The 26,489-nt window shown below is 61.6% G+C and carries 22 protein-coding genes; 15 read left to right on the forward strand and 7 right to left on the reverse strand.

What is annotated here, in order from left to right:
- Window positions 1-795: MFS transporter (locus SKA53_RS15705; RefSeq protein ID WP_007205725.1), on the forward strand; the 795-nt coding region annotated here is incomplete at its 5' end.
- Here SKA53_RS15705 and hisG read toward each other — a convergent pair.
- The 3 genes from hisG to hisS are packed head-to-tail and all read right to left on the reverse strand — an operon-like array spanning window position 796 to window position 4,036.
- Window positions 796-1,485 (reverse strand): ATP phosphoribosyltransferase, encoded by a 690-nt coding sequence (gene hisG, locus SKA53_RS08550; RefSeq protein ID WP_007205726.1) that lies wholly within the window; start codon window positions 1,483-1,485, stop codon window positions 796-798.
- The gene (locus SKA53_RS08555) at window positions 1,479-2,558 is read right to left on the reverse strand and encodes an ATP phosphoribosyltransferase regulatory subunit (RefSeq protein ID WP_007205727.1); all 1,080 of its coding nucleotides are present in this window, start codon (window positions 2,556-2,558) and stop codon (window positions 1,479-1,481) included. The genes hisG and SKA53_RS08555 overlap by 7 nt, the downstream gene beginning before the upstream one ends.
- Window positions 2,558-4,036, reverse strand: a complete 1,479-nt coding sequence (gene hisS / locus SKA53_RS08560; RefSeq protein ID WP_007205728.1) for a histidine--tRNA ligase — start codon at window positions 4,034-4,036, stop codon at window positions 2,558-2,560. Before hisS ends, SKA53_RS08555 begins: the two co-directional genes overlap by 1 nt.
- A 163-nt stretch (window positions 4,037-4,199) precedes the next feature.
- On the opposite strand from hisS, the gene SKA53_RS08565 reads away from it, so the two are divergent.
- Entirely contained in the window at window positions 4,200-4,403 is a 204-nt protein-coding gene (locus SKA53_RS08565; RefSeq protein ID WP_040483227.1) for a SlyX family protein, read from the forward strand.
- Between the two features lie 18 nt (window positions 4,404-4,421).
- On the opposite strand, the gene dnaE is transcribed toward SKA53_RS08565, so the two are convergent.
- Window positions 4,422-7,988 (reverse strand): DNA polymerase III subunit alpha, encoded by a 3,567-nt coding sequence (gene dnaE, locus SKA53_RS08570; RefSeq protein ID WP_007205730.1) that lies wholly within the window; start codon window positions 7,986-7,988, stop codon window positions 4,422-4,424.
- Window positions 7,989-8,077: 89 nt separating this feature from the next.
- Here dnaE and SKA53_RS08575 point away from each other — a divergent pair, with 89 nt between their 5' ends.
- From SKA53_RS08575 to SKA53_RS08610, 8 genes are all read left to right on the forward strand, one after another.
- Window positions 8,078-8,374, forward strand: coding sequence for an ArsR/SmtB family transcription factor (locus SKA53_RS08575; RefSeq protein WP_007205731.1), 297 nt, complete (start codon window positions 8,078-8,080; stop codon window positions 8,372-8,374).
- Window positions 8,375-8,540: 166 nt separating this feature from the next.
- The gene (locus SKA53_RS08580; RefSeq protein ID WP_007205732.1) at window positions 8,541-9,896 is read left to right on the forward strand and encodes a xanthine dehydrogenase small subunit; all 1,356 of its coding nucleotides are present in this window, start codon (window positions 8,541-8,543) and stop codon (window positions 9,894-9,896) included.
- Window positions 9,893-12,265, forward strand: coding sequence for a xanthine dehydrogenase molybdopterin binding subunit (gene xdhB, locus SKA53_RS08585; RefSeq protein WP_007205733.1), 2,373 nt, complete (start codon window positions 9,893-9,895; stop codon window positions 12,263-12,265). The genes SKA53_RS08580 and xdhB overlap by 4 nt, the downstream gene beginning before the upstream one ends.
- Complete coding sequence (gene xdhC / locus SKA53_RS08590) at window positions 12,262-12,999, forward strand: xanthine dehydrogenase accessory protein XdhC (protein ID WP_007205734.1); 738 nt, start codon at window positions 12,262-12,264, stop codon at window positions 12,997-12,999. The genes xdhB and xdhC overlap by 4 nt, the downstream gene beginning before the upstream one ends.
- Complete coding sequence (locus SKA53_RS08595; RefSeq protein ID WP_007205735.1) at window positions 12,996-14,519, forward strand: ABC transporter ATP-binding protein; 1,524 nt, start codon at window positions 12,996-12,998, stop codon at window positions 14,517-14,519. The genes xdhC and SKA53_RS08595 overlap by 4 nt, the downstream gene beginning before the upstream one ends.
- A 51-nt stretch (window positions 14,520-14,570) precedes the next feature.
- Window positions 14,571-15,650, forward strand: a complete 1,080-nt coding sequence (locus tag SKA53_RS08600) for an ABC transporter permease (RefSeq protein ID WP_007205736.1) — start codon at window positions 14,571-14,573, stop codon at window positions 15,648-15,650.
- The gene (locus SKA53_RS08605; RefSeq protein ID WP_007205737.1) at window positions 15,650-16,564 is read left to right on the forward strand and encodes an ABC transporter permease; all 915 of its coding nucleotides are present in this window, start codon (window positions 15,650-15,652) and stop codon (window positions 16,562-16,564) included. The genes SKA53_RS08600 and SKA53_RS08605 overlap by 1 nt, the downstream gene beginning before the upstream one ends.
- Before the next feature lie 25 nt (window positions 16,565-16,589).
- Window positions 16,590-17,663 carry a BMP family ABC transporter substrate-binding protein gene (locus SKA53_RS08610; protein WP_040483228.1) on the forward strand — a complete coding sequence of 358 codons (1,074 nt, stop codon included), beginning with the start codon at window positions 16,590-16,592 and terminating at the stop codon, window positions 17,661-17,663.
- A gap of 48 nt (window positions 17,664-17,711) precedes the next feature.
- Here SKA53_RS08610 and SKA53_RS08615 read toward each other — a convergent pair whose 3' ends face one another.
- Window positions 17,712-19,277, reverse strand: coding sequence for an alanine/glycine:cation symporter family protein (locus SKA53_RS08615; RefSeq protein WP_007205739.1), 1,566 nt, complete (start codon window positions 19,275-19,277; stop codon window positions 17,712-17,714).
- Window positions 19,274-19,714, reverse strand: coding sequence for a universal stress protein (locus tag SKA53_RS08620; RefSeq protein WP_007205740.1), 441 nt, complete (start codon window positions 19,712-19,714; stop codon window positions 19,274-19,276). Before SKA53_RS08620 ends, SKA53_RS08615 begins: the two co-directional genes overlap by 4 nt.
- Window positions 19,715-20,030: 316 nt before the next feature.
- On the opposite strand from SKA53_RS08620, the gene ettA reads away from it, so the two are divergent.
- The 3 genes from ettA (at window position 20,031) to SKA53_RS08635 (ending at window position 22,553) form a co-directional block, all read left to right on the forward strand.
- On the forward strand, window positions 20,031-21,686 hold the full coding sequence (gene ettA / locus SKA53_RS08625; RefSeq protein ID WP_007205741.1) for an energy-dependent translational throttle protein EttA: 1,656 nt from the start codon (window positions 20,031-20,033) through the stop codon (window positions 21,684-21,686).
- Window positions 21,687-21,903: 217 nt separating this feature from the next.
- Window positions 21,904-22,110: a cold-shock protein gene (locus tag SKA53_RS15235; protein WP_007205742.1), complete on the forward strand. Its 207-nt coding sequence runs from the start codon at window positions 21,904-21,906 to the stop codon at window positions 22,108-22,110.
- 233 nt (window positions 22,111-22,343) lie between these two features.
- Complete coding sequence (locus tag SKA53_RS08635) at window positions 22,344-22,553, forward strand: cold-shock protein (protein WP_040482878.1); 210 nt, start codon at window positions 22,344-22,346, stop codon at window positions 22,551-22,553.
- Between the two features lie 56 nt (window positions 22,554-22,609).
- On the opposite strand, the gene SKA53_RS08640 is transcribed toward SKA53_RS08635, so the two are convergent.
- Window positions 22,610-23,287 carry an arylesterase gene (locus SKA53_RS08640; RefSeq protein WP_007205744.1) on the reverse strand — a complete coding sequence of 226 codons (678 nt, stop codon included), beginning with the start codon at window positions 23,285-23,287 and terminating at the stop codon, window positions 22,610-22,612.
- Between SKA53_RS08640 and SKA53_RS08645 the strand changes: the two genes are divergently transcribed.
- Window positions 23,286-23,975 carry an ABC transporter ATP-binding protein gene (locus tag SKA53_RS08645; RefSeq protein WP_007205745.1) on the forward strand — a complete coding sequence of 230 codons (690 nt, stop codon included), beginning with the start codon at window positions 23,286-23,288 and terminating at the stop codon, window positions 23,973-23,975. The genes SKA53_RS08640 and SKA53_RS08645 overlap by 2 nt on opposite strands.
- Complete coding sequence (locus SKA53_RS08650; protein ID WP_007205746.1) at window positions 23,972-26,488, forward strand: ABC transporter permease; 2,517 nt, start codon at window positions 23,972-23,974, stop codon at window positions 26,486-26,488. Before SKA53_RS08645 ends, SKA53_RS08650 begins: the two co-directional genes overlap by 4 nt.
- Window position 26,489: the final 1 nt, after the last annotated feature.

Below are 26,489 nucleotides of genomic sequence, written 5' to 3' on the forward strand. Positions count from 1 at the left end.
TCGCGGCTGTTTTACAGTGCAGCGGGCTGGACCATCGGGCCTGCGCTGGGGGTCTTTCTTTACAGCTGGTGGTCCCCCGCGCCGTTTTTCATCGCGGCATGCGCTGCTTTTTCCATGCTGAGCCTGTTCTCGTGGATGCGCCTTGGCAATGGCAAGCTGATCACCAAGGCGACACGACCGCCCGCGAACCCGCTGGCCTATCTGCCACGTTTTGCAGGGCAGCCACGGCTGATCGCGGGCTGGATTTTCGCAGTGGTCCGATCGGCAGGCTGGTGGGTCTATATCGTCTATCTGCCGATCTATGCGATTGAAAACGGGCTGGGCGACAGGATCGCCGGGATCGTGTTGTCGATGTCGAATGCGGCGCTGTTCATTACGCCGCTGATGCTGCGCTGGATGCAGAAACATTCGATCCGCTATGCGGTGCGCACCGGCTTTGTCACGGCGGGCTGTCTGTTCAGCATCGCGGGGCTGGCCGCGGGCTGGCCTTGGGTCACCGTGCTGGCACTGGTCGGCGGGTCGTTCTTCCTGATCCTGCTGGACGTGTCGGGCGGCTTGCCGTTCCTCTTGGCCGTCAAACCATCCGAGCGGACCGAAATGGCTGCCGTCTATGCCAGTTTCCGCGATGTGTCGGGTATCCTGACCCCCGGCACGGCCTGGCTGGTCTTGTTGTTCGCGCCAGTGTCGGGTGTTTTCGTGGCATCGGGGGCGAGCTTGCTGGCCGCATGGGCGCTGTCGTCCAAGCTGCATCCGCGCCTTGGGCGGGCGCGGATCACAATCGCGCCAGCGGAATGATCATAGCTCCAGCGCCCGTTCCAGTGACGTGAGGATCTTGCGCTGCTGGGCCGTCCAATTGGCGCGGCTGCCACGAAACAACGTCGCCTGACTGGCATGGATCAGCCCGTCGGACAGGATTTTCAGCCCATTGGCGCGCAGCGTCTCACCGGTCGAGGTGATATCGGCAATTGCCTCGGCAGTTTCATTCTTGACCGTGCCTTCGGTGGCCCCTTGGCTGTCGATCAGCTGGTAATCGGCCACACCATTGTCGCGCAGGAATTCGCGCACCAGCCGGTGGTATTTCGTGGCGATCCGCAGGCGGAACCCGTGCTGCGCGCGAAACGCGGCTGCGGCTGCATCCAGATCATCAAGTGTATCGACATCAACCCAAGCCTGCGGCACTGCGATCACCAGATCAGCCCCGCCAAAGCCCATCAGTGCCATTTCCCGCACACGGCCCTGCCAATTCACCAGCTTTTCGCGCACCAGATCGGACCCGGTCACCCCCAGATGGATATTGCCCAGCGCCAGTTCGCGCGGGATTTCACCCGCTGACAACAAGACCAGTTCCAACCCCTCGATCCCATCCACGGCACCGGCATATTCACGCTCTGACCCAGATTTGCGCAAGGTGACGCCACGCGCGCCAAACCAGTCAAAGGTCTTTTCCATCAACCGCCCTTTGGACGGCACGCCAAGCTTCAGCATCTGCCCACCTCCAGCGCCAGATCGGGGCGGATCACGCCGCCCACCGCAGGCACCGCGCGCCCCTGCCCCAACCGCGCGGTCAGCGCGTCATAACGGCCACCTGTGGCAATCGGCGGCAGTTCGGGGCGCTCGCTCGCGTAAAAACCAAAGACGAAACCATCGTAATATTCAAGCGACGTACGCCCATAACTGCCTTCGAAATCGAGCGTGTCAACGTCGATCCCGCGGGCGGCCATCGCATGCAGCCGCGCCTCCATCCGGCGCACGGCACTGCCGATGCTGGGCATGTCCACGGCGATATCGCGCAGCACGCTCAGCGCATCGGTGCTGGTGGCGCGCAGGCCAAGAATCGCATCGATCAGCGCGGTTTCATCGGACGACAAGGGCGCTGCTGCGGCATCCGCACGCAAGGCTGCGATACGGGCCGCAACCTCTGCCTGACTGCGCAAGCCGATCTCGGGACCGGCAGCGGCGAAAGGATCATCCGCCGCCAGCAAGGCCGCACGCAGGGGCGGCACATCACCCGCGCCATAGCGGCGCAGCAGCGCGCGAAATCGGACCGGCCGCCAGATATGGCGCAGCAAAGCTGCCTTGCGGTCCTCGGTCGTGCGCAACCCGCGCACCGCAGCCATCAGCACGCCGATATCGCCTGTTGCCGCCCGCAAAGGCAGGCCTGCCAGCCCTGCGGCGATCACGGCAAAGACTTCGGCATCGGCGGCGGCGGGGTTCTGGCCGTCAAACACCTCGTATCCGACCTGCACATATTCATTGGCACGCGTCTCGTCGGTTTCTTGTTTGCGGAACACCTTACCCGAATAGGTATAGCGCGCGGGATCGGCATAGGTTTCCATATGCATCTGCACGACCGGCACCGTGAAATCGGGGCGCAGCACCATTTCGCCGCGCAAGGGATCGGCGGTCAGATAGGCGCGCGCACGGATATCATCGCCATAAAGATCAAGCAACAGATCGGCAGGTTGCAGCACATCCGCCTTGACCACGACAGCCCCTTGCGCTGCGAAATGGTCACGCAGGCGGCGCGCCTCGGTCAGGGTCGCGGGCGAGGTCGGCATCAGCCCTGCCCGTCCAGAATGGCGCGCACGCGGGCGACCATCTGCTCACGTGACACTTCGTATTGGCTGGGGCGGTCTTTCCATTCTTCCAACGTGGCGTTCTTGGCAATCTGCGCCCCAAGGATCAAATCCTTGATCTGCACGACACCTTTGGCGAATTCGTCGCCCCCCGCGATGATCGCAACGGGTGATGCGCGCTTGTCGGCATATTTCAGCTGGTTGCCGAAATTCTTGGGATTGCCAAGATAGACCTCGGATCTGATCCCCGCCTTGCGCAATTCGGCCACCATGCTTTGGTAATCGGCCATATGCGCGCGGTCCATGACAGTGACGATGACGGGACCGGCAGATGCAGACGTGATGCGCCCCGTGGCGCGCAAGGCAGCCAGCAGCCGGTCCACCCCGATCGAGACACCCGTCGCAGGCACCTCTTGTCCGGTAAAGCGCTTGACCAGATCGTCATAGCGCCCCCCCCCCGCGACCGAGCCGAAATTGCGCGGACGGCCCTTTTCATCGGTGACCTCAAAGGTCAGTTCGGCCTCAAAGACAGGGCCGGTGTAATAGCCAAGGCCGCGCACGACGGAGGGGTCGATGACGATGCGGTCGGGGCCATAACCTTGGGCAGACAGCAATCCTGCGATCTCGTCAAGCTCTGCGACACCGGCCACCCCGATGGGCGAGCCTGCCACCAGTTCGGCCAGCCGCGCGACGGTGGCGGCACCGGTGTCGCGCTTGGCCTCCATGAACCCGATGACGACATCCGCCTGCGCCTGCGACAACCCCGCGCCCTTGGTGAAATCGCCACTCTCATCCTTGCGACCCTCGCCCAGCAGCGCGCGCACGCCCGCCACACCCAGCCGGTCAAGCTTGTCGATAGCACGCAGCACGATGCCGCGTTCGGCTTCTGTGTCATCCCCCGACAGGCCGGCCACCTCTAGCACGCCGTTCAGAACCTTGCGATTGTTGACACGAATGACGTAATCACCGCGCGCGATGCCCACTTCTTCCAGACAATCCGCCAGCATCGCACAAATCTCGGCATCCGCGGCGACACTGGCCGCCCCCACCGTATCGGCATCGCATTGGTAAAACTGCCGGAACCGGCCGGGTCCGGGTTTTTCATTGCGCCAGACCGGCCCCATGGCATAGCGGCGATAAGGGCTTGGCAGATCGTTGCGATATTGCGCCGCCACCCGCGCCAAAGGGGCGGTCAGATCATAACGCAGCGCCAGCCAATCGGCATCCTCCTGCCATGCGAAAACACCCTCATTGGGACGATCCACATCAGGCAGGAACTTGCCCAAAGCCTCGACCGTCTCGACAGCGGATGTCTCCAAAGCATCAAATCCATAGCGATCGTAGACAGCCGCAATCTTGGCCAGCATCGCGGCCCGTTCGGTCACATCCGCGCCGAAATAATCCTGAAACCCCTTGGGCGTCACTGCCTTGGGGCGCGGTTGCTTTTTGTCACTGGCCATCGCGATGTCCTTTTGCTTTGGCGCGGTTTACCCCGCAAGCATGACAGGGGCAATGCAATGCAAGGCTGCACCAAAGGCCCTTTCACTTCTTTTTTCCAAAAATACTCAAAGCAGAACCGCGCCACAGGCTTTGCGCGCGCGCAAGGGCGGTGTATCAGACACCATGAACACCATTGACCCGCTCGAAGAAAAAATCGCCCATCTCACGCGCAGCGTCGATGATCTGTCTGATATTGTCGCGCGTCAGGACAAAGAACTAGCGTTGCTGACGCGGCGCGTCGCGCTGTTGATCGAACGGGAAATGTCGCGCGATCAAGACGCCGGCAACAACGTCACCTTGACAGACCAGCGCCCGCCGCATTGGTAGGGAGCATCACGATCCGGCTTACGCGTCCTCGACCTCGATCACCCCGCCAAGGCTGCGCAAGGCACCCTTGATCTGCGGATTGACCGGAAACGGCTCGCCAAGATCAAGCTCGACCTCGCCGGGCAGATCCGCATTGGTCAGGCAGATATAGACCGGCCCACGCGCGGCGCGCACCCCGTCGCGGGCGGCACTGGCCAGAATGCTGGCAATCGTGTCAATCGCGCTGGGGCTATCGATGAACACGCGCAATCCCGCCGAACCTGCATCGGCCACCACACTGTCGATGGGCGACACCGACCGGCCCAAAAGCTTGAGCTGGTCCCCCTCCATCGTCGCCTCGCATTGCAGCACGATCTGCGATCCTGTCTCCAGATAGGTGCGCGCGACCTCAAGCGTGTCGGAAAACATCGTGACCTCGTATTGGCCCGTTGGATCAGACAATTGTACAAAGGCGAAACGGTTGCCACGCGCCGATTTGCGTTCTTGCCGGCCTGACACGGTGCCTGCCATCTTGACCAGCGCCGCACCCTTTTCGGCACGCGCGATCACCTCGTCCAGCGTCAATACCTGCTTGCGTTTCAGCGCGCCCATGTAATCGTCAAGCGGATGGCCCGACAGATAGAACCCGATGGCCTTGAATTCCTCGGCCAGCCGTTCGGCAGGCAGCCAGTCATCGCCAAAGGCAAGGCGCGGTTCGGGCAAATCCTCGCCCGCATCACCGAACAGCGATACCTGGTTAGATGATTTTTGATCATGGATCGCCGCCGAATAGGCAGTCAGCGCATCCAGCGATGCCATCACCCGCCGCCGGTTGCGGTCAAGCACATCAAACGCCCCTGCGCGGGCGAGCATCTCCAGCGACCGTTTGCCGATGCGCTTGAGATCACAGCGCCGCGCGAAATCGAACAGGTTCACGAATGGTTTCGGTGTCGCCCCGGACGCAGATCCGGGGCCTCCGGCGGAGTGAGGCCCCGGGTCAAGCCCGGGGTGACCCTCACGGCCCGCAACGATCAGCTTCATCGCCTCGACACCGACGTTTTTCAAAGCACCCAGCGCATAGACCAGCTTGCCGTCCTGCACCTCGAAAGTAGCACCCGACCGGTTCACGCAGGGCGGGATGTAATCAATCCCCAGCCCTTTTTTGACCTCTTGGAAATAGACGCCAAGCTTGTCGGTCAGGTGGATATCGCAGTTCATGACACCGGCCATGAATTCGACCGGATGGTTCGCCTTGAGCCATGCAGTCTGGTAACTGACCACGGCATAAGCTGCGGCATGCGATTTGTTGAACCCGTAATTGGCGAATTTCTCCAGAAGGTCGAACACCTCGCGCGCCTTTTTCGGCTCCACCCCGTTGGCCTTGGCGCCGGCCTCGAATTTGGGGCGTTCCTTGGCCATTTCCTCGGCGATTTTCTTACCCATCGCGCGGCGCAACAAATCCGCCCCGCCAAGGCTGTAACCCGCCATGACCTGCGCGATCTCCATCACCTGTTCCTGATAAACGATGATGCCTTGGGTTTCCGCCAGAATGTGGTCGATCGACGGATGGATCGATTCCAGCTCTTTGATCCCGTTCTTCACCTCGCAATAGGTGGGGATATTCTCCATCGGGCCGGGCCGGTAAAGCGCCACCAGCGCCACGATATCCTCGATACAGGTGGGTTTCATGCGCTTGAGCGCATCCATCATGCCAGAGCTTTCCACCTGAAACACGGCGATGGTCTTGGCAGATGCATAAAGCGCATAGGATTTCGCATCATCCAGCGGGATCGCCCCGATATCATATTCAAAACCTACGGGCGGCTGATACAGCACATCGCCATCCGCGGTGACATTCAGGCTGCGCCCCGCCTTGCGGATCAGTTCCACTGCATTGTGGATCACGGTCAGGGTTTTCAGCCCCAGAAAGTCGAATTTTACCAGCCCCGCCTGTTCCACCCATTTCATATTGAACTGGGTTGCGGGCATGTCAGAGCGCGGGTCTTGATAAAGCGGCACCAATTCATCCAGCGGCCGGTCCCCGATTACCACACCCGCGGCATGGGTCGATGCATTGCGCAACAGCCCCTCGACCTGCTGGGCATAGGTCAGCAGGCGTTGCACGACCTCTTCGTTCTTGGCCTCTTCGCGCAGGCGCGGCTCGTCCGCCAGCGCCTTTTCGATGCTGACGGGTTTGACGCCTTCGACGGGGATCATCTTGGATAGGCGGTCCACCTGACCATAAGGCATCTGCAACACGCGCCCCACATCGCGCACGGCGGCTTTGGACAAGAGCGCACCAAAGGTGATGATCTGCCCCACACGGTCGCGGCCGTATTTGTCCTGCACATAGCGGATGACTTCTTCGCGGCGGTCCATGCAAAAGTCGATGTCGAAATCAGGCATCGACACACGTTCGGGGTTCAGAAAGCGTTCAAACAGCAGGCTATAGCGCAAAGGGTCCAGATCGGTGATCAGCAGCGCATAGGCGACGAGCGAGCCAGCCCCCGACCCCCGCCCCGGGCCTACGGGAATCCCGTTGTCCTTGGCCCATTTGATGAAATCGGCGACGATCAGGAAATAGCCGGGAAACCCCATGCCCTCGATGATGCCAAGCTCGAAATCGAGCCGTTTTTCGTAGTCCTCGATACTTGCCGCATGCGGGATCACGGCCAGCCGCGCGCGCAGCCCTTCTTGCGCTTGCCTACGCAATTCGGCGACTTCGTCATCGGCGAATTTGGGCAGGATCGGCGCCCGTTTATAGGCTTTGAAGGCGCAGCGCTGTGCGATCTCGATCGTGTTTTCCAAGGCTTCGGGCAGATCGGCAAACAGCGTCGCCATTTCGCGTGGGGATTTGAAATAATGCTGCGGCGTCAGGCGGCGGCGCGGTTCTTGTTGATCGACATAAGCGCCATCCGCGATGCAGATCAGCGCGTCATGGGCTTCGTAAAAGGCCGATTTTGGGAAATAGACGTCGTTGGTTGCGACCAGCGGCAGACCCTTGGCATAGGCCATTTCGATATGGCCACGCTCGGACAGCCGTTCCGCCTCGGGCAGGCCACCATCGACAGGGTGGCGCTGCAATTCGACATACAACCGCTGCGGATAGATCGCAGCCAACTGATCCAGCAACAGATCGGCCTTGGCCTGTTGGCCGTGGCGCAACAACCGCCCGATGGGGCCGTCCGGGCCACCCGTCAGGCAGATCAGCCCCGTACCATATTGCGCCAGCTCATCCACGGTGACCTGCGGCAATTCACCGGCAGCATCCAGATAGGCGCAGGAATTCAGCTTCATCAGGTTCAGATAACCCGCCTCGTTCTGCGCCAGCAGCACGATTGGGGCGGGTGGTTCGGGCCGTTTGCCGGGGTCAGGGGTGGCATAGGCCAGATCAAGCTGGCAACCGATGATCGGCTGCACGCCTGCCTTGACAGCGTATTCGGAAAACTCCAGCGCGCAGAACATGTTGTTGGTATCGGTCACGGCGACCGCAGGCATCCCCATGCCCGCCGCCAATGGGGCCAGCGATTTGACCGGCACCGCCCCTTCCAGCAAGGAATATTCGGTATGGGTGCGCAGGTGGATGAATCGGGGGCTGTCTGTCATTTGGCGAAACTAGCGGATGGGCGCGCAGGTACAAGGCCGCGTGCGGCCGCTGCCTTGACTTGGACCGCTTTAGACTGCCACTAGACCCGATGACGGCGAAACTTGATAAATTCTTTGGGGCGATGTCGGACCCAACACGGCGCGCGGTGCTGGAACGGCTGGCCTCTGGCCCCGCCAGCGTGGGTGAATTGCACAGGCCGCACCAGATGGCCCTGCCGACCTTCATGCGGCATCTGAAAGTCCTGGAAGACAGCGGCGTGCTGCGGTCGGTCAAGAAAGGCCGCGTGCGAACCTGCCAGCTGGAAACAGCCCCCTTGATCGAGGTGCAAGGCTGGCTGGCATGGCAACGCACGATCTGGGAAAACCGCGACGCGGGCCAACCCTGAGAGCCGCCCATTTTTTTAGCGAAAGCAGCGTTGCAGGGCAATTGGCGGCGAAAACTCTTGCAAACGGGCGGTCAGGCCGGTTTGATACGCTGTAGTGACGGGCAGATGTCTACGCCGCATCGACATTTGCATCCTTTTGATCTGGTAACGCGGCAGGTCTACACCAATGGAAATCACGTTTCTTCTGAACGGGGAAACCATGCGCATCACCGCGCAACCCACAACGACGTTGCTGGATTGGCTGCGCAATGACCAAGGCCTCTGCGGCACCAAGGAAGGCTGCAACGAGGGCGATTGCGGCGCCTGCACAGTGATGGTGACGGATGACAGCGGCGCGAAATCGCTGAACGCCTGCATCCTGCTTTTGCCCCAGCTGCATGGCAAGGCCGTGCGCACCGTCGAAGGCATTGCCGCACCGGATGGTGCGCTGCACCCGGTCCAGCAGGCGATGATCGACCACCACGGGTCGCAATGCGGGTTTTGCACCCCCGGTTTCATCGCCGCGATGGCGACAGCCCATCTGGCCGGCCGGACCGACCATGATGATGTGCTGGCAGGCAATTTGTGCCGCTGTACGGGCTATGCCCCGATCATCCGCGCGGCGAAGGCGGCAGAAGCCCTGCCCAGCCCTGATTGGGTCAAAGATATCCCGCCTGCGGTCGCACCCGCCCTCTATGCGCCCGAGACTTTGGATGAGCTGGCCGCATATTATGCTGCCCACCCCGATGCAACGATTGTCGCGGGGGCGACCGATGTCGGCCTTTGGGTCACAAAACAATTGCGCGACCTGCAAATCCCCGTATTCCTGCACCGTTGTGTGGACTTGCAGCACATCACCGTGGCGGATGACGCCATTGACATTGGCGCAGGTGTGACCATGGCCGCGGTATTGGGTAAGATGGGTGAATATCACCCATCCTACGCGGAATTGATCCGGCGGTATGGGTCTGATCAGGTGCGCAATGCGGCGACTATCGGCGGCAATATTGCCAATGGATCGCCCATCGGGGACAATCCACCCGCGCTGATCGCGCTTGGCGCGACCTTGCATCTGCGGCACGGGGAAGACACGCGGCAAATGCCGGTCGAGGATTTCTTTCTCGACTACGGCAAGCAGGACCGCAAGCCTGGCGAATTGGTGACGGGCGTCACCCTGCCGCGCGTGTCCCCTGATCTGCGCTGCTACAAGATATCCAAACGCTTTGATCAGGATATTTCCGCCGTCTGTGGCTGTTTCAACATCAGCGTCGCGGATGGCGTGGTCACAACCGCGCGGATTGCCTTTGGCGGGATGGCCGGCGTGCCGAAAAGGGCCGCAGCGGTCGAGGCGGCCTTGATCGGTCAACCTTGGACGCAAGAAAGCGTCGCTGCCGCCGCTCGCGCCTTTAGGGATGATTTCACGCCGCTGTCAGATATGCGCGCCAGCGCGGATTACCGGCTGCAGGTCGCGCAGAACCTGTTGCTGCGCTATTTCGCGCAAAGCACGGGGCAAGCCGCCAATGTGCTGGAGGTATCGGCATGAGCGTCGCAACATCCTTGCCACATGATGCCGCCCATCTGCATGTCACCGGACAAGCGCGCTATATCGACGATATCCCCACGCCTGCAGGCACGCTGCATCTGGCTTTTGGCCTGTCGGATGTGGCCAAGGGTGCCATCACCGCGATGGACCTTGACGCTGTGCGCGCCGCCCCCGGTGTGGTGGCGGTGCTGACGGCAGATGACCTTCCATTTGCCAATGATGTCTCGCCTTCGGTGCATGATGAACCGCTGCTCGCCACGGGCGAGGTGCATTATCTGGGCCAGCCCCTGTTTGTGGTCATAGCCGACAGCCACCTTGCCGCGCGCAAGGCGGCACGGCTGGGCAAGGTCAGTATCACGCCAGAGACGCCGATCCTGACGATTGATCAGGCTTTGGCCGCGAACAGCCGGTTCGAGGATGGCCCGCGCATCTGGACCAAAGGCGACTTCGATGCAGCCTTGGCCGCAGCACCCCGCCGCATCACCGGCCAGATCGACATGGGCGGGCAGGAGCATTTCTATCTTGAAGGCCAAGCCGCCCTTGCCCTGCCGCAGGAAGGCGGGGATATGGTGGTGCAAAGTTCCACCCAGCATCCCACGGAAATCCAGCACAAGGTGGCGGATGCCTTGGGTCTGCCGATGCATGCCGTGCGCTGCGAGGTCCGCCGCATGGGCGGCGGGTTCGGCGGCAAGGAAAGTCAGGGCAATGCTTTGGCGGTGGCCTGTGCCGTGGCGGCACGGCTGACAGGGCGGCCTTGCAAGATGCGCTATGACCGCGACGACGACATGATGATCACGGGCAAGAGGCATGATTTCCGTATTACCTATGACGTCGGTGTGGATTCGGATGGCCGGTTGCTGGGTGTCGATTTTGTGCAGATGACGCGGTGCGGCTGGGCGATGGACCTGTCGCTGCCAGTGGCGGACCGCGCGATGCTGCATGCGGATAATGCCTATCATCTGCCCGCCGCGCGGATCACCTCGCACAGGCTCAAGACCAACACGCAATCGGCCACCGCCTTTCGCGGTTTCGGAGGGCCGCAGGGGGTCTTGGGCATCGAGCGGGTGATGGACCATGTCGCAGCGGAACTGGGGCTTGATCCGGTGGTCGTGCGGCAACGCAATTTCTATGCCCCGATGGCGGAAGACGAAGCTGCGCCTGGGGCGCATGGGGGGCTGTCTGCCCCCCACGGTGCTGCGCACCTGCCCCCCGAGGATATTTCCGCTCGAACGATGGAAGCGCAGACCACGCCTTATCACATGCCGGTCACGGATTTCATTCTGCACGGGTTGGCGCAGCGGTTGCTGGAGACGTCCGCGTATCACGCGCGGCGCGCGGCGATTGCACGCTGGAACGAAGGCCAGCCGGTGTTGAGGCGCGGGATCGCGTTTAGTCCGGTGAAGTTCGGGATTTCCTTCACGCTGAGCCACCTCAATCAGGCGGGGGCGCTGGTGCATGTGTATCAGGATGGCTCGGTCCATATGAACCACGGCGGCACCGAGATGGGGCAAGGCCTGTTCCAGAAGGTGGCGCAGGTGGCGGCCAGCCGGTTCGGGATCGACGTGGCGGCGGTCAAGATTACCGCCACCGACACTGGCAAGGTGCCGAATACATCGGCGACGGCGGCATCGTCGGGGTCGGATCTGAACGGGATGGCGGTGGCCAATGCCTGCGATACGATCCGCGACCGGATTGCGGCCTGTTTGGCGCAGGTGCACCAGTGCCATGTGGCGGACGTGCATTTTGCGGATGGCCATGTGCATGCCGGCGGTGATGTGATGACTTTTGCCAAGGCCGCACAGACCGCCTATTTCCAGCGTGTCAGCCTGTCGGCCACTGGGTTTTACAAGACGCCGGGTCTGAGTTGGGACCGCATTAGGGGCGAAGGCAAGCCGTTTTTCTATTTCGCCCAAGGTGCCGCTGTGACCGAGGTGGTGATTGATACGCTGACCGGCGAGAACCGGATTTTGCGTACGGACCTGTTGCATGATGCTGGCGCTTCGCTGAACCCGGCGCTGGATATTGGGCAGGTTGAGGGTGCCTTTGTCCAAGGCGCGGGTTGGCTGACGACCGAAGAACTGGTCTGGGACGCCAAGGGCCGGCTGCGCACCCATGCGCCCGCGACCTATAAAATCCCCGCCTGTTCGGACCGGCCAGAGATTTTCAACGTGGCGCTTTGGGACCAGCCCAATCCGGCGCAGACGATCTATCGGTCCAAGGCGGTGGGCGAGCCGCCGTTCATGCTGGGGATTTCCGCATTCCTAGCGCTGTCAGCGGCGGTGCAGGCCTGCGGGCCATCCTATCCCGATTTGCAGGCCCCTGCCACGGCAGAAGAAGTGCTGCGCGCTGTTCATCGGGCGCGCGGATGACGGGTATCCGCATCACGGTTGCGCAGACCGCAGGATCGGCCCCGCGCGAGACGGGGGCGCAAATGATGGTCTGGGCCGACCGCATCGAAGGAACGATCGGGGGTGGCGCGCTGGAATGGGACGCCATGGCCGAGGCGCGCCGGATGCTGGTCGACGGCCGGACCCAACACCGCGCGACGATCCCGCTGGGGCCTGCCTTGGGCCAATGCTGCGGCGGGTCGGTGACGCTTGTCTGGGGTGTGGCAGAGGCGCTCGAAGATCCGCCGCGCCGCGCTTTGTGGATTTACGGCGCAGGCCATGTGGGCCGTGCAATCGTGCATGTAATGCAGCCTTTGCCGGATTTCGCGATCACCTGGGTCGATGTGGCCGCTGACAGGTTTCCGCAAACGGACGTGACCACCTTGGTCGCCGTCGATCCCGCGCAAGCGGTGCGCCATGCACCCGATCAGACTGATCACCTGATCCTGACCTATAGCCATGCGCTTGATCTGGCCCTGTGCCACGCGATCCTGTCGCGTCCGTTCGCGAGTGTGGGGTTAATCGGGTCAGCGACCAAGTGGGCGCGGTTTCGCAAGCGGTTGGGCGATCTGGGGCATAGTTCTGCACAAATCGACCGCATCGCCTGCCCGATCGGTGATCCGGCGCTGGGCAAACATCCGGCAGCCCTTGCGCTTGGCGTCGCAACCGCCATGATCAGGACTGAGACGCGCCAGAGCAGGGAGCGCCAAGCATGACCACACCTTTGCTGCGCCTGCGCGGCCTGACCAAAGCCTATCCGGGCGTCGTGGCCAATCAGGACGTGTCTTTTGACATCCAGCCCGGCGAGATTCACGCGCTGTTGGGCGAAAACGGCGCGGGCAAATCGACCTTGGTCAAGACAATCTATGGTCTGGTCAAACCCGATGCCGGGCAGATGGAATTGCAAGGTGCAGTTTTCGCGCCCGCAGAACCGCGTGCGGCGCGCATGGCGGGTGTGGCGATGGTGTTCCAGCATTTTTCTCTGTTCGATGCGATGAACGTGGCCGAAAATATCGCGCTAGGCATGGAAAATCCGCCGCCCCAGCGCGAGATCGCGGCGCGCGTGCGGCTTGTGTCGGACCAATACGGCCTGCCTTTGGACCCGTTGCGGATCGTGGGCGAGCTGTCGGCGGGCGAACGTCAACGGGTCGAGATCGTACGCTGCCTGTTGCAGGACCCCAAGCTGTTGATCATGGACGAACCGACTTCGGTGCTGACGCCGCAAGAGGTGGCGATCTTGTTCGAGACCCTGCGCCGGTTGCGCGCGGCGGGCGCGGCGATCTTGTATATCTCGCACAAGCTGGAGGAAATCCGCGCTCTTTGCGATGCGGCAACAGTGTTGCGGCTGGGCCGTGTGGTGGGCAGTTGCGATCCACGCACCACATCCGCACGCGAGATGGCCGAATTGATGGTGGGTAGCAGCCTGCATGTCCCGCACAAGGCCGCGCGCCCCGAAGGCGAGGTGATCCTGACCTTGCAGGGGCTGAGCGCGAAGGCGCCGCACCGCTTTGGCACCGCGCTGCGCGATATCGATCTGACGGTCAGGCGCGGCGAAATTCTGGGTATCGGCGGTGTGGCCGGCAACGGGCAGGACGAACTGGTTGCGGCCTTGTCGGGTGAAATCCGCACGCGGCGCGACATGGTCCTGTTTGATGGCAAAAGCATCGGGCATCTGGCCCCGAACGCGCGCCGCCGTCTGGGGCTTTTGGCCGCGCCCGAGGAACGGATGGGCCATGCTGCGGCCCCCGATATGAGCCTGACGGAAAATGCGCTGCTGACGGCGGCTGCCAGGCAGGACCTGACCGCGCGCGGGTTTGTGCGCTGGGGCAAGGCGCGCGAATTCGCGGCCAATGTCATCGCGGCTTTTGATGTGCGCACGCCGGGGGCGGGCAATACCGCGCGGTCGCTGTCGGGCGGCAACCTGCAAAAATTCGTGATCGGCCGTGAGATCATGCAAGACCCAGCCCTGCTGGTCGTCAACCAGCCGACCTGGGGTGTTGATGCATCCGCCGCGGCGGCGATCCGGCAGGCTCTGCTGGATCTTGCGGCCAAAGGGGCGGCGGTGATCTGCATCAGTCAGGACCTTGACGAGTTGATGGAGATTTCAGACAGGTTTGCCGCGTTGAACGCAGGGCGGCTATCCGCACCCCGCCCCGCACAGGGGCTGAGCGTGGAACAGATCGGGCTGATGCTGGGCGGTGCGCATGACATGGAGGTGGCACATGTTGATGCCTGACTTTGATGCCGCCGGCGGAGATATTTATGCTCTGATGATGAAGGGGCTGGCATGATCCGGTTAGAAAAGCGCACGGCGCCGTCGCGGTTCTGGACTTATGCCGCCCCCTTGCTTGCGGTGGTGTTGACCATGGTCTGCGGTGCTTTGTTGTTTGCCGCACTGGGCAAAGACCCGTTCGAGACGATCCGGACGATTTTCTGGGACCCGCTGTTTTCGGAGTTTTCGTGGTATTACCGCCCGCAGCTGTTAATCAAGGCGGCCCCATTGGTGCTGATCGCGATCGGGCTGTCGTTCGGATTTCGCGCGGGTGTGTGGAACATCGGGGCAGAAGGCCAGTATATTCTGGGCGCGATCTGCGGGGCGGCGGTGGGGCTGGCGTTCTATCCAACCGAAAGCCCGTTCATCTTTCCGCTGATGGTGATGGCGGGTGCTTTGGGCGGGTGGGCCTGGGCGATGATCCCGGGGTTTTTGCGGGTCAGGTTTGGCACCAATGAAATCCTTGTGTCGCTGATGCTGGTCTATGTCGCGCAGAGCCTGTTGGCCTCAATGGCGCTGGGAGCGTTGCGCAACCCTGATGCCAGCGGGTTTCCGGGCAGCCGGAACCTTGCGCGCTATCCCTCCGCGACAAGCTGGATCAATGAAAGTGCCGGGCTGCATTGGGGCGTTGTCTTTGCGCTGATCGCGGTGATTTTCGCCTATATCACTTTGTCGCGGCATATTTTCGGGTTCCATGTGCGCCTGTCGGGGCAAAGCCCGCGGGCCGCACGGTTTGCCGGGGTGAACCCCGGCCTACTGGTGTTGATCTGCATGGCGATCTCGGGCGCGCTGGCGGGGCTGGCAGGGTTGTTCGAGGTGGCGGGACCATCGGGGTTGATCAGCATTGATTTCAACGCAGGTTATGGCTTTACCGCGATCATCGTCGCTTTTCTGGGACGCTTGCATCCCGTTGGCATCCTGCTGGCGGCGGGGCTGATGGCGCTGACCTATATCGGTGGCGAGATCGCGCAATCGAACCTTCGCCTGCCAGCCGCGGCCATTCAGGTGTTGCAGGGGATGTTGTTGTTCTTTCTTTTGGCAGTTGATGTGCTGACGCATTACCGCATCCGGCTCACAGCGCGGGGGGTGGCATAATGGATCTATCCGCAATCAACCCGATCCTGTTGCTGGCCTCGCTGATGGTGGCGGCGACCCCGATCCTGCTGGCGGCGATCGGCGAATTGGTGGTCGAACGCGCCGGCGTGCTGAACCTTGGCGTCGAGGGGATGATGATCACCGGCGCTGTCTGCGGGTTCATCGTGACGATCAATGCGGGATCGCCGCTGCTGGGCTTTGCAGGGGCCGCGATCGGAGGCGCGTTGCTGGCGCTCGTGTTCGGCGTATTGACGCAGGTTCTGCTGTCCAACCAAGTAGCCACGGGGCTCGCGTTGACGCTGTTTGGCTTGGGCTTCGCTGCATTGCTCGGGCAGGGCTATATCGGGATCAAAGCACCCGTCATCCCGAAATGGCCAGTGCCGGTGCTCAGCGATATTCCGGTGATCGGGCCGATCCTGTTCAACCATGACCCTGTCGTTTATCTGGGCATCGCCATCATCGCCGGCGTGTGGGCTTTCCTGCGCTATAGCCGCGCCGGACTGATCCTGCGCGCGGTGGGTGAAAACCACGACGCAGCCCATGCGCTGGGCTATCATGTGATTCGCGTTCGGCTGCTGGCAATCATGTTCGGCGGGGCCTGCGCGGGGCTTGGCGGGGCGTATCTGAGCCTTGTGCGCGTGCCGCAATGGACCGAAGGGCTGACCGCCGGGGCGGGCTGGATCGCGCTGGCCATCGTGGTTTTTGCAAGCTGGCGACCATGGCGGCTTTTGCTAGGTGCTTATTTATTTGGCGGTGTGACCGTGTTGCAGCTTAATCTACAGGCGGCGGGGATGGCGATCCCGGTGGCATATCTTTCCATGGCACCATATCTGGCAACTATTCTAGTTCTGGTTATGATGCGGGCGGGACGGGCACCGGGGTCGCTGGCCCAGTCTTTCCACGCCTCGCGTTGAGGCTTTGACCACCAAGGGGATGAAGATGAAATTCAAGAAATTACTGGCCGGGACGGGCATTGCCCTTGCCTTGGCGACAGGCGCTTTCGCGCAAGACAAAACCACCGTCGGTTTCGTCTATGTTGGCCCCGTCGGCGACGGCGGCTGGACCTATGAACACGACAAGGGCCGTCAGGCCGTCGAAGCCCATTTCGGCGACGCTGTCGAAACTGTCTTTGTCGAAAGCGTGCCTGAAGGCCCCGATGCCGAACGCGTCATCACGCAGATGGCTCTGCAGGGTGCCGACCTGATCTTTACCACGTCATTCGGGTATATGGACGCGACGATCAACGTGGCTGAGCGTTTTCCGGACGTAAAGTTCGAACATGCGACGGGTTACAAGACCGCAGATAACGTGGCGATCTATAACGCTCGTTTCTATGAAGGCCGTGCCATTCAGGGCCATATCGCGGGCCAGATGACGCAAAGCAATATCGTCGGTTATATCGGATCTTACCCGATCCCCGAAGTGATCCAGGGCATCAACTCTGCGTTTATTCACGCGCGTGAAGTGAACCCCGATGTCGAATTCCGCGTCGTCTGGGCCTATACTTGGTTCGACCCCGCGAAAGAGGCCGAAGCCGCCACCGTGCTGATCGAACAGGGTGCCGATGTGATCCTGCAGCACACTGATTCGACTGCACCGCAGGCCGCAGCGCAGGCTGCCGGCAATGTCGTGACCTTTGGTCAGGCATCCGACATGTCCGAATTCGCGCCATTCCCGCGCGTGTCCTCCATCATCGACGATTGGGCGCCTTATTATGTCGCGCGCACGCAGGCCGTGATCGACGGCACTTGGGAAAGCAGCGACACATGGGATGGTATCCCCCAAGGCATGGTCAGCATCGGTGAAATCACCGAAGCCGTGCCTGCCGAGGTCAAAGCATCGGCCGAAGCGATGATCGAAGCGATCCGCGCGGGCGAATACCACCCGTTCACCGGACCGCTGAACCGTCAGGACGGGTCGGTCTGGCTGGCCGAAGGTGAAACCGCCAGCGATGGCGACCTGCTGGGCATGAATTTCTATGTCGAAGGTCTGACAGGCGACATTCCGCAATAAGCGGATCAAGCCGGATGAAAGGCCCCGCCACTGGCGGGGCCTTTTGCGTTATTTGGGCTGTTTGACAATCTCGCCCGACCGCAACCGGCGGCGATAGCTGTGCAGCTCGCGCTTGACGATGGGCATCAGGCAATACAACGCGATGATGTTTACGATCGCCATGGAAAACAGCATCGCATCCGAAAAGTCGATCACCGGCCCAAGGCTTGCCGCCGCACCGATCACGATGAACAGGCAAAAGATAATCTTGAAGATCAGCTCTTTTACCGCACCTTCGCCGAACAGGTAGGTCCAGGCCTTCAGCCCGTAATAGGACCAGCTGATCATCGTGGAAAAGGCGAACAGCACCACGGCCACCATCAACAGCACCGGAAACCACGAAAACGCCGTCGCATAGGCTGCCGAGGTCAGCGCCACGCCGCTGACATCACCCGCCGTGGTGATCCGGCCCAATTCGGCGTTCCAGATATAGAGGCCCGTCGCGGAGTCCTGCGCCAGCACGCCACTGATCACGATCACAAGGGCGGTCATCGTGCAGATCACCACCGTGTCGATAAAGGGTTCCAACAAGGCAACATAACCTTCGGTCACGGGTTCCTTGGTGCGCACCGCCGCATGGGCAATGGCGGCAGAGCCGATCCCGGCCTCGTTGGAAAAGGCCGCACGCCGGAACCCCTGGATCAGCGCGCCGGTAAAGCCGCCGACGACACCAAGCCCGGTAAAGGCACCTTCGATGATCTGGCCAAAAGCCCAGAGGATCTGGTCATAGTTGATCAGCAGGATCAACAGCGACACCAGCACATAGAAAATACCCATGAATGGCACGATCTTTTCGGTCACGCGCGCAATCGATTTCAGGCCACCCGCGATCACGGCAAAGGTCAGCAGCGCCAGCACGACGCCGGTGATCCAGCCCGGATAATCGCCCACCACGGTCGAGATTTGCGCATGGGCCTGATTGGCCTGGAACATATTGCCCCCGCCCAAGGCCCCAAGGATCGTGAATATCGAGAATACCACTGCCATCGCCCCGCCCAAGGGCAGCCCGCGTTCCTTGAAGCCTTTGACCATGTAATACATCGGCCCGCCGGACACCGACCCGTCGGGATATTCGTTTCGGTATTTGACGCCCAATGTGCATTCGGTAAACTTGGTCGCCATGCCGAACAGGCCCGCGACGATCATCCAGAACGTAGCCCCTGCCCCGCCGATGCTGACCGCGACAGCAACGCCCGCGATATTACCCAGACCGACAGTGCCGGACAATGCCGTGGTCAGCGCCTGAAAATGGCTGACCTCGCCTGCGTCGTTAGGGTCGGAATAATCGCCTTTGACCAGCCGGATCGAATGGACGAAGCCGCTGAACTGGATCGCGCCGAAATAGACGGTAAAGACAACCGCCCCCACGACCAGCCACAAGGCGATCCATGAAAAATCCGTGCCCGGAAAGGGGGCAAAAATAAACCCGACATACCAGCCGGTGTAATCCGCGAATATCCCGTTGATCCGTTCGTCAAGGCTTACAGCCTCTTGTGCTGCGGCAAGGCCCGGCAGCAGACAGGCCGCCAGCGCGGCCATGATGTGATGCAGTTTCAACATGATAAAGCATTTCATGGGATGATCGTGATCGGCACGCTGGCCGTCGCAGCAAGCCGCCCCGCAACGCCGCCGAACAGCCGCGATTTCAACCCGCGCGCGCCGATGCGCCCGACGATGATCTGCTTGGCCCCCCGTTCGCGGGCCAGAGCGTCAAGGATGTCGGCCGCATCGCCATGGCGCACGATGCCTTCGATGTCGAACCCTTCGGCCCGCGTCATGGTCAGCGCGGGATTAAGCACGCGCTCATGCGCCATCGCGATCTCGGCCTCGCGGCGTTTGTGGCGTTCGCGGTTTTCCTCGGCTGTCTGAAAGGTGAATGGCGACCATTCGATCACATAGCAGATGACAATGGCACAATCGCCGATGGCCGCCGCGCGGTCCATGGCAAAGGCAAGCGCGCGCGCCCCCGTTTCGGACCCGTCAAGGCCGACGATGAACGTGGTTTTTTCCATGGTGATACCCCCGTTGGTTGATGTTCCAGTGTGGTTTGCAGGACAAGCGTCGCGCGGGCAGGTTCGGGTGCCTGCCTGCCACAACCTTAAGGACTGCATCCTGCTTTTGGGAAAAAATCTGACCGATGGAGCATTTTCAGGAACAACGGCCATCTGATAGATAGACAATAACCCTAAAAGTCGGCCTTTTGTCGCTTTGACAGTCCAAACGCCTTGGCTTTCTTCCGGCGGCTCTGCCCTGCAAGACCGATTGCCCCCCGCGCGGGCTTGCGTTATCGACAAGGCTGATCCTGATCAGAACAGCGGAGCAGCGCAAATGGCAGCCTATCAATACGTCTACTTCATGGACGGCGTGTCCAAGACCTATCCCGGTGGCAAAAAGGTGTTCGAGAACATCCGCCTGAACTTTTTGCCGGGCGTGAAAATCGGGGTTGTCGGTGTCAACGGCACGGGTAAATCCACGCTGATGCGGATCATGGCCGGACAGGACAAGGATTTCGCTGGCGAGGCTTGGTCGGCTGAGGGCGCGCGTGTTGGTTACCTGCCGCAGGAACCCGAATTGGACCCAAACCTGACCGTGCGTGAAAACGTGATGCTGGGTGTGGCGGGCAAAAAGGCAATTCTCGATCGCTATAACGAAGTGGCGATGAATTATTCCGAAGAAACCGCCGACGAGATGGCGCAGCTTCAGGATGAAATCGACGCGCAGAACCTGTGGGATCTGGATGCGCAGATCGACATCAGCATGGAGGCGCTGCGCTGCCCCCCCGATGAGGCCGATGTGACCACCCTGTCGGGCGGCGAAAAGCGCCGTGTTGCGCTGTGCAAGCTGCTGCTCGAAGCGCCTGACATGCTGCTGCTCGACGAACCGACCAACCATTTGGACGCCGAAACTATCGCATGGTTGCAACAACACTTGATCGACTACAAAGGCACGATCCTGATCGTGACGCACGACCGCTATTTCCTTGATGCGATCACAGGCTGGATTCTGGAACTCGACCGTGGGTCAGGCATCCCGCATGAAGGCAATTATTCCAGCTGGCTGGAAGCCAAGGCCAAACGGCTGGAACGCGAAGCAAAGGATGACAAATCCAAGCAGCGCACGCTGGAACGCGAATTGGAATGGATGCGCCAAGGGGCCAAGGCACGGCAGGCCAAATCCAAGGCACGGATCAGCGCCTATAACGATCTGGCCAACCAGTCAGAGCGTGAAAAGATGGGCCGCGCGCAGATCATCATCCCCAATGGCCCGCGTCTGGGCAACAAGGTGATCGAGGTCGAAGGCCTGAAAAAGGCGATGGGCGACAAGCTGTTGATCGAGGATCTGACGTTTGATCTGCCCCCCGGCGGGATCGTCGGCGTGATCGGGCCGAACGGCGCGGGTAAATCCACGCTGTTTTCGATGCTGACCGGCCAGACCCAACCTGATGAAGGCTCTGTCAGCTATGGTGACACGGTGAAACTGTCCTATGTGGACCAATCGCGCGACGCACTTGCCCCCGACGCCACCGTCTGGGAGGAAATCACCGGCGGCGCCGAAATCATCATGCTGGGCGACGCGCAGATGAACAGCCGTGCCTATTGTTCGGCCTTCAACTTCAAAGGCGGCGACCAGCAGAAAAAGGTTGGCCTGCTGTCGGGCGGTGAACGTAACCGCGTGCATATGGCCAAGCTGTTGAAATCCGGCGGCAACGTGCTGCTGTTGGATGAGCCGACCAACGATCTGGACGTCGAAACTCTGCGCGCGCTCGAAGATGCGCTGGTTGATTTCGCCGGCTGCGCGGTGGTCATCTCGCACGACCGCTTCTTCTTGGACCGGATCTGCACACATATTCTGGCCTTCGAAGGCGATGCCCATGTCGAATGGTTCCAGGGCGGGTTCACCGATTACGAAGAAGACAAAAAATCGCGTCTTGGGGCCGATGCGCTGGAACCCAAGCGGATGAAGCACAAGAAATTCGTGCGCTGAATCCGCCGTTTTGCGCGGGGCGGTATCGTCACCGCGCCGCGCAAAACCCGTGGTTACAAAGTTTCCCTTGCTTTATTGCGGTGCAAGCCTCATGTTGTGGCTGCAAACGTTATTCTTCTCGACCCACTGTTCTCCTTTCGGCCACAGTCACTCGATCAAGTTCTGACTAAGCCGCGCTGCCGCAATCTCGCGGGCAGCATCAAAAAGGAATAATACGATGGCCAATGGCACCGTAAAGTGGTTCAACGCAACTAAAGGCTTCGGCTTTATCGCTCCTGAAGGTGGATCCAAGGACGTTTTCGTCCACATCTCCGCTGTAGAGCGTTCCGGCCTGACTGGCCTGAAAGATGACCAGAAGGTCACTTTCGACATCGAATCCGGCCGTGATGGCCGCGAATCCGCGATCAACCTCGCGCTCGCATAAGATTTCGATCTTGAAATGGCGCACGGCTTCCGTGCGCCATTTTTTTTGGCAAGGGCCTGCCATGATTGGCCCAGCTTTCAAATTTTGTTGATTTTACGGCAGATCGTGGCAACATGAGGCTGCGACGTTGATAAATCGACCACTGTCTCCTTTCGGCCCAGTCATTCGATCTTACGTTGACCGAGCCGGTCCGCTGCACAATGCGAGCGGAAAAAAAGAGGAAAGACAAGGACATGGCTTCAGGCACTGTCAAATGGTTCAACACCACCAAAGGCTATGGTTTCATTGCACCCGAAGGCGGGTCCAAGGATGTATTCGTGCATATCTCTGCTGTCGAACGGTCGGGCCTGACCGGTCTGAAAGACAACCAAAAGGTGAATTTCGACATCGAAGCCAGCCGTGATGGGCGTGAAAGCGCCGTCAACCTGACACTGGCCGATTAAGCTCGGACGTCAGACGTTACCCGATCAGGCCTCCGGCTGGTGACATCCGGTGGCCCCTATCGCGGGACATCCGCGATCAGGTCCAGAATAGCTGGCCCAATGTCGGCCACGATCAGCGCCACACCTTCGGCGCTGGGGTGGATGCCGTCGGCTTGCATGAAAGCCGGCAAATCGCTGTCGGTCACGCGCATCCCCGCGAACATGTCATGGTACAGCGGTACGTCATAGCTGGCGGCAAGGTCTGTGTAATTCGCCTCGAAATCGCGTTTGTAGGCGGGGCCGTAATTCGCTCCAACCTGCAGCCCGACCAGCAGCATCGCAACACCGGCCTGCTGGCCTGCAGCAAGAATGCCATCCAGATTGGTGCGGCTGACAGCAGGATCAAGCCCGCGCAGGTAATCATTGCCGCCCAAGGCCACGATCATCGCATCCACCTGCGGCGTCAGGGTCCAGCCCACCCGCGCCAGACCGCCTGCTGTCGTGTCACCTGACACGCCGGCATTGATCATCGTCACATCAGCGCCTTGATCGCGCAGCCATTGTTCCAGCTGCGGCACGAGCCCCTGCCCCTGATCCAGCCCGTAACCGGCCGTCAAACTGTCACCAAGTGCCGCGATTGTCACCGTTTGCGCATGCCCGGCTGTCATCGTCAGCAAAACCACCCCGCCGATGTTGCGCAGGCCACGGATCGCCCCATATGCAAAAGTGACCCCGCGACCAAAGGCTTTGCGCATGACCGACCCTGTTCTGACAATCACTGACCTTAACCTGTCGCTGGACGGCAATGCAGGGCGCGTCGATATTCTGCATGACATCTCGCTGACCGTGGCGCAGGGCGAAACCTTGGGGCTGGTCGGGCCAAGTGGGTCGGGCAAATCATCGCTCCTTATGGTGATGGGCGGGCTGGAACAGGCGACATCGGGGCGGATCATGGCGCTTGACCAGGACCTGACGGCGATGAACGAGGACCAGCTGGCTCGCTTTCGTAGGGATAATATGGGGGTGGTGTTCCAATCTTTCCACCTGATCCCGACAATGACCGCGCTGGAAAACGTGGCAACGCCGTTGGAACTGGCAGGTGTGCGCGATGCCTTTGCCCGCGCCGAGGCGGAATTGCGCGCTGTGGGCCTTGGTGACCGGATCAACCACTACCCCAGCCAGATGTCAGGCGGCGAACAGCAGCGCGTGGCCCTTGCCCGCGCCTCTGCACCGCGGCCCAAGATATTGCTGGCGGATGAACCAACCGGCAATCTGGATGCCACCAACGGGGCCGCAATCATCGATCTGTTGTTCGATCTACGCGACCGGCATGGGGCCACGCTGATCATGGTAACCCATGCCAATGAACTGGCTGCGCGTTGCGACCGCGTGGTGAACCTGCGCGACGGGCGGATCGACACGCTGGCAAAGGCCGCCGAATGACCCTGCGCATCGCGTCACGTTTCGCTTTGCGCGAATTGCGCGGTGGTCTGCGCGGGTTCCGCGTGTTTCTGGCCTGTCTGGCGCTGGGTGTCGCAGCGATTGCCGCCGTGGGCACCGTGCGCGCAGGGATAGAGGCGGGGCTGACCCGCGATGGCGCGGCCCTTCTGGGTGGCGATGCCGAGGTGGAATTCACTTATCGCTTTGCCCGTGCCGAGGAACTGGCCTTTCTGAACAGCATCGCAGACCGGATTTCCGAAACCGTCGATTTCCGGTCGATGGCCGTGGTGGATCGTGACGGCACCACGGAACGCGGGCTGACCCAGATCCGCGCGGTGGATGATCCCTATCCGCTGGTCGGTGCCGTGCAGCTTGACCCCGCAATGCCGCTGGCCGATGCGCTGGCCGATCAGGGCGGGGTGATGGAACGGGTGCTGGCCGACAGGCTGGGGCTGGTGGCGGGCGATACGTTCCGGCTGGGCGAGGCCACATTCACCCTGCGCGCGATCCTTGAACGCTATCCAGACAATGCATCCGCCGGTTTCGGCCTTGGGCCACGCACGATTGTTTTGACCGACGCTCTGGCGGGGTCCGGCCTGATCGTCGAAGGCACGCTGTTTTCCACACAATACCGACTGGACCTGCCCGCAGGGGCTGATCTCGCGGCACTGGAGCAACAGGCCGAGGATCAATTCCGCGACGCGGGCCTGCGCTGGCGCGATAGCCGGCGAGGTGCGGGCGGGGCTGCACAATTCGTGGACCGGATCGGGGCGTTCTTGATCCTTGTTGGCCTCTCGGGGCTTGCGGTCGGCGGGGTTGGTGTCTCTGCAGCCGTGCGCGCCTATCTGGCGGGCAAGACCAGCGTGATTGCCACGCTGAAAACGCTGGGCGCGACGCGGTCCACTATTTTCCTGACCTATTTCATCCAGATCGGCGTGCTGACATTGGCGGGCGTGACGTTGGGGCTGATCCTTGGCGCAGGCCTGCCAGTGGTGCTGGCTCCCTTTATCGAGGCACGTTTGCCGGTGCCAGCGGTGTTCACGATCTATGCCGCGCCCTTGGTCGAAGCAGCGGTTTACGGCATCCTCGCCGCGCTGATCTTCACGCTCTGGCCCTTGGCCAAGACCGAGGATATCCGCGCCGCGACCCTGTTCCGCGATGCGTTTTCCGCGTCACGCGCGCTGCCGCGTAAGACTTATCTGGCGGTGATCGCGGGGCTGTTGACCCTGCTCGTGGGAGCGGCGATCTGGTTTTCAGGCACGGTTTTCCTGACGCTCTGGACCGCAGGCGGGATCACCGGATCGCTGCTGATCCTGACCCTTGCCGCCGCCCTGATCCGCTGGATCGCGCGCAAATCGCGGCTGGCGGCGCGCGGGAACACATCGCTGCGCATGGCGCTGGGGTCGATTGGCGCGCGGGGGGGGGAATCCACATCCGTGGTGCTGTCGCTGGGGTTGGGGCTGACGGTGCTGGCCGCCGTGGGCCAGATCGACGGCAACCTGCGCAGCGCCTTTGCCGATGACCTGCCTGCGGTGGCACCCAGCTATTTCTTTGTCGATATCCAGCCCGACCAGATCGGCGGGTTCCGCGAACGCCTTGATCAGGACGAGGCCGTCAGCCGCTATGACACCGCGCCGATGCTGCGCGGCATCATCACCCAGATCAATGGCCGCCCCGCGACCGAAGTCGCCGCAGGCCATTGGGTCGTGCGCGGTGACCGCGGCGTGACCTATGCCGATGCGCAGCCTGCGGGCACCGAGATTACCGCAGGCGCATGGTGGCCCGCGGGCTATGACGGCCCGCCCCAGATCAGTTTCGCCGCCGAGGAAGCCGCAGAGATCGGCCTGCAATTGGGCGATACGATGACCGTCAACATCCTTGGCCGCGACATTACCGGCGAGGTCACCAGTTTTCGCAACGTCAGCTGGGAAGATGCGGGCATCGGTTTCGTGCTGGCGATGAACCAAAGCGCGTTGCAAGGCGCGCCGCATAGCTGGATTTCCACTGTCTATGCCACACCGGAATCCGAGGCCGCGATCCTGCGTGATCTGGCCACCGCCTATCCCAATATCACCGCGATCCGCGTGCGCGATGCGATTGATCAGGTGATCGCGCTTGTCGGCGGGCTGTCGGCGGCAACGCGCTATGGCGCGCTGATCACGCTGGTCACGGGGTTTCTGGTACTGATCGGCGCAGCCGCGGCAGGCGAACGCACGCGCACCTATGAAGCGGCCGTGCTGAAAACGCTGGGCGCGTCGCGGCGCAGTATCCTGGCCAGTTTCGCGCTGCGGTCTGCCTTGCTGGGGCTGGCGGCGGGGGTTGTCGCGCTTGGCGCGGGGATATTGGGGGGGTGGGCTGTCGCAACCTTTGTCATGGACACCGGCTATACCGTGATCTGGGGCAATGCGCTGTTGATTATCGGAGGCGGCATCATGGCGTCTCTGCTGGCGGGGCTAGGTTTTGCCTTGCGCCCCTTGGCCGCGAAACCCGCACGCGTGTTGCGCGCGCGGGAATAAC

Source organism: Yoonia vestfoldensis SKA53, from assembly GCF_000152785.1.
GTDB lineage: Bacteria > Pseudomonadota > Alphaproteobacteria > Rhodobacterales > Rhodobacteraceae > Yoonia > Yoonia vestfoldensis_A.